Below are 2,979 nucleotides of genomic sequence, written 5' to 3'. Positions count from 1 at the left end.
GCACCCACGTGTCGGGCACCATTGCGGCCAACCGTGACGGCAATGGTACCCACGGTGTGGCCTTCGGCGCCGATCTGAGTGTGGCGCGCCTGTTCTCCAACAGCGCGAGCTACCTGACCGTCGTCGAGATCGATGGGCGCTTCTATCCCTCGTCGCAGACGGTGGCGGCACTGGGCGCCGATGATTCGATCTTCCCGCAACTATACGCACAGCTCAATGCGCAGGGTGTGCGCGCGGTCAACCACAGTTGGGGGCTCAGCAGCGAGCCGGGTACCGTTGAAGACCTGGACATGTACCTGGCCCACCCGGTATTCGAGAACCAGCTGGCCGCGATGGCCGAAGGCTCGCGTAGCCGCGGTCTGATCCAGGTGTGGGCCGCAGGTAACACCGACGCGGTCAACCCGTCGCCGGAAGAAGCCCCGATTGCCGGCATGTATGCCTCTCTCCCGCGCGCGGTCGCCGACATCGAGCCGTACTGGCTGGCGGTGGTCAACGTCAATGAAGAACTCGAGCTGAGCAACCGCTCCATGCGCTGCGGCTTTGCGGCGAACTGGTGCCTGGCGGCCCCGGGCTCGAACATCACGTCCACTGTCTACGGCCCGGACTCGCAGATCGACGCGGATCTGTACGACGACAACGGCAATCTGAAGCTGGACATCAACGGTCAGTCTCCGACCTATGGCTACGAAGACCTGAGCGGCACCTCCATGGCCGCCCCGCATGTCACCGGCGCGCTGGGCCTGCTGTTCGAACGCTTCCCCTACCTGGACAACGCGCAGGTGCGCGATGTGCTGCTGACCACCGCCACCGACCTCGGTGCTGCCGGCGTGGACGACGTCTACGGCTGGGGCCTGGTGAACCTGGCCAAGGCCATCGAAGGCTACGGCCAGCTGCGCGTGGACACCAACGTGGTGATGAACCAGAAGGCCGGCGGCCTGAAGGTGTGGGAAGGCGATGCGTGGGACGACTGGACCAATGACATCGGCGGCCCGGGCAAGCTGACCAAGTCGGGCATCGGCTGGCTGCGCCTGAGCGGTGACAACAGCTTCAACGGTGCGATCGTGCGTGAAGGCATCCTGGAGCTCAACGGCGTCAACGCGCTGACCGCTTCGCTGGATGTCACCGGCGGCCAGCTGCTGCTCAACGGCACCCTGCGCGACATGACCTTCAACAGCATCGGTGGCAGCAGCCGCGTGACCGCCACCGGCGTGCTGGACAACACCGACCTGAACATCAGCGGCGGCGTGGTGTCCTTCAATGGCGTGCAGACCGGCGGTGCCACCGTCGTCGGCGCCAAGGGCGCGCTGCAGGGCATCGGCCGTCTGGGCGATACCCGCGTGGAAGGCATCATCGCGCCGGGCAATTCGATCGGCACGCTGACCGTCGACGGCGATTACGTGCAGACCGCCACCGGCGTGTACCTGGCCGAACTGGCCCCGGGCAGCCGCAGCGACCAGCTGCATGTGACCGGCACCGCTACCCTGGACGGCACCCTGAAGGCGCTGCCGGAAGCGGGCACCTACTACCTCGGCGAGCAGTTCAACTTCCTGCAGGCCGACGGCGGCGTCAACGGACGCTTTGCGACCGTGGACTTCAGTTCGTTCTCGCCGTTCCTGCAGTTCAACCTCGGCTACGGCACGGACGGTGTGCAGATCAACGTCGCCCGCGGCAACGCGCTGGCCAGCGCCGCGGTGACCGCCAACCAACTCGCCGTGGCACGCAGCGCCGACGGCCTGGCGCTGAACCAGGGCCTGCCCAAGCCGCTGACCCAGCTGTTCCCGGCCCAGGTCGGCGCGGCGCTGGACGGCCTGAGTGGTGAACTGCATGCCGCCGCGCCGATGGTGCTGGTGGAAAGCAGCCGTTACCTGCGCGATGCCGCACTCAGCCGCAGCCTCGGTGCACGTGCACCGGGCGCCAGCGAAGAAGCGGTGACCGGTGTGTGGGTGCAGGCCATCGGCGGCAGCGGCAAGCTTGACGGCGATGCCAACGCCGCCCGGACCGAAAGCAACAGCAACGGGTTGCTGGTCGGTGCGGACCACCAGTTCGGCGGTGGCTGGCAGGTGGGCGGGCTGATCGGTACCGGTCGTACCGACAGCAAGCAGGGCCAGGGCCGTCGTGCCCGCGCTGAAATCGACAACACCCACTTCGGTGCTTACGTCGGCAATCAGTGGGGCGGTTTCGGCCTGCGCGCGGGCCTGGGTTACAGCCGTCACGAGGTGGACAGCAAGCGCGAACTGGCCTTCGCCGGTTACCAGGACACGCTGACTGCCCGTTACGACGCCAAGACCCGCCAGCTCTTCGTCGAAGGTGCCTACCGCATCGGCGACGCCGAAGCCGGCCTGGAGCCATACCTGCAGGTGGCCCGCGTCGAGGTGGACGTGGACGGCATCAACGAGCAGGGCGGTGCCGCGGCGTTGCACGGCAACGTGGGCGACACCCGTAGCAACATCGGCACTGCCGGTGTGCGCTTCGACCGTGGCCTGAAGGCCTCCTGGCAGCAGGAAAGCTGGCTGCACGTGCGCGGTGGCGTCGGCTACCGTCGCGCCTGGGGCGACCGCAGCCAGGTCGCCGATCTGGCCCTGGCCGGTGGCAGCAGCTTCACCGTGAGCGGTGCGGCCATCGCCGACCACGCCGTGGTCGCCGAGCTGGGCCTGTCGGCCTGGCTGAGCCCGCGCAACCAGCTGGAACTGGGCTACAACGGCCAGTTCGGCAGCGAGTCGCGCGATCACGGTGTGACCGCACGCTGGTCCGTGCAGTTCTGATCGGGCACAACCGGTAACGGGAAAAAGGCGGCCAATGGCCGCCTTTTTCTTATCCATCTCCCCGCCATATTGCAGGCCTGAAGCGCGTTCTGAAACTCTTCAGACGCGGCCGTCGGTGGGTCGGGCATTGGGCGCGCATGCCCTTTCCGGCGAATGTCCCCCGGCGTCGGCCTGCGGCCGCCCCCTCCTCCTTTATTTCGCCTCCAAGGGCATGCGC

General features: G+C 67.4%; 1 protein-coding gene. It reads left to right on the top strand.

What is annotated here, in order from left to right:
- A partial coding sequence (locus tag ACXJKH_RS17825) for an autotransporter domain-containing protein (protein WP_457321325.1) occupies nucleotides 1-2,762 on the top strand: 2,762 nt, incomplete at its 5' end.
- Between the last annotated feature and the right edge of the window lie 217 nt (nucleotides 2,763-2,979).

The sequence above is a fragment of the Stenotrophomonas sp. P5_B8 genome, from assembly GCF_054049855.1.
This window is presented reverse-complemented; position numbering and strand designations above follow the sequence as displayed.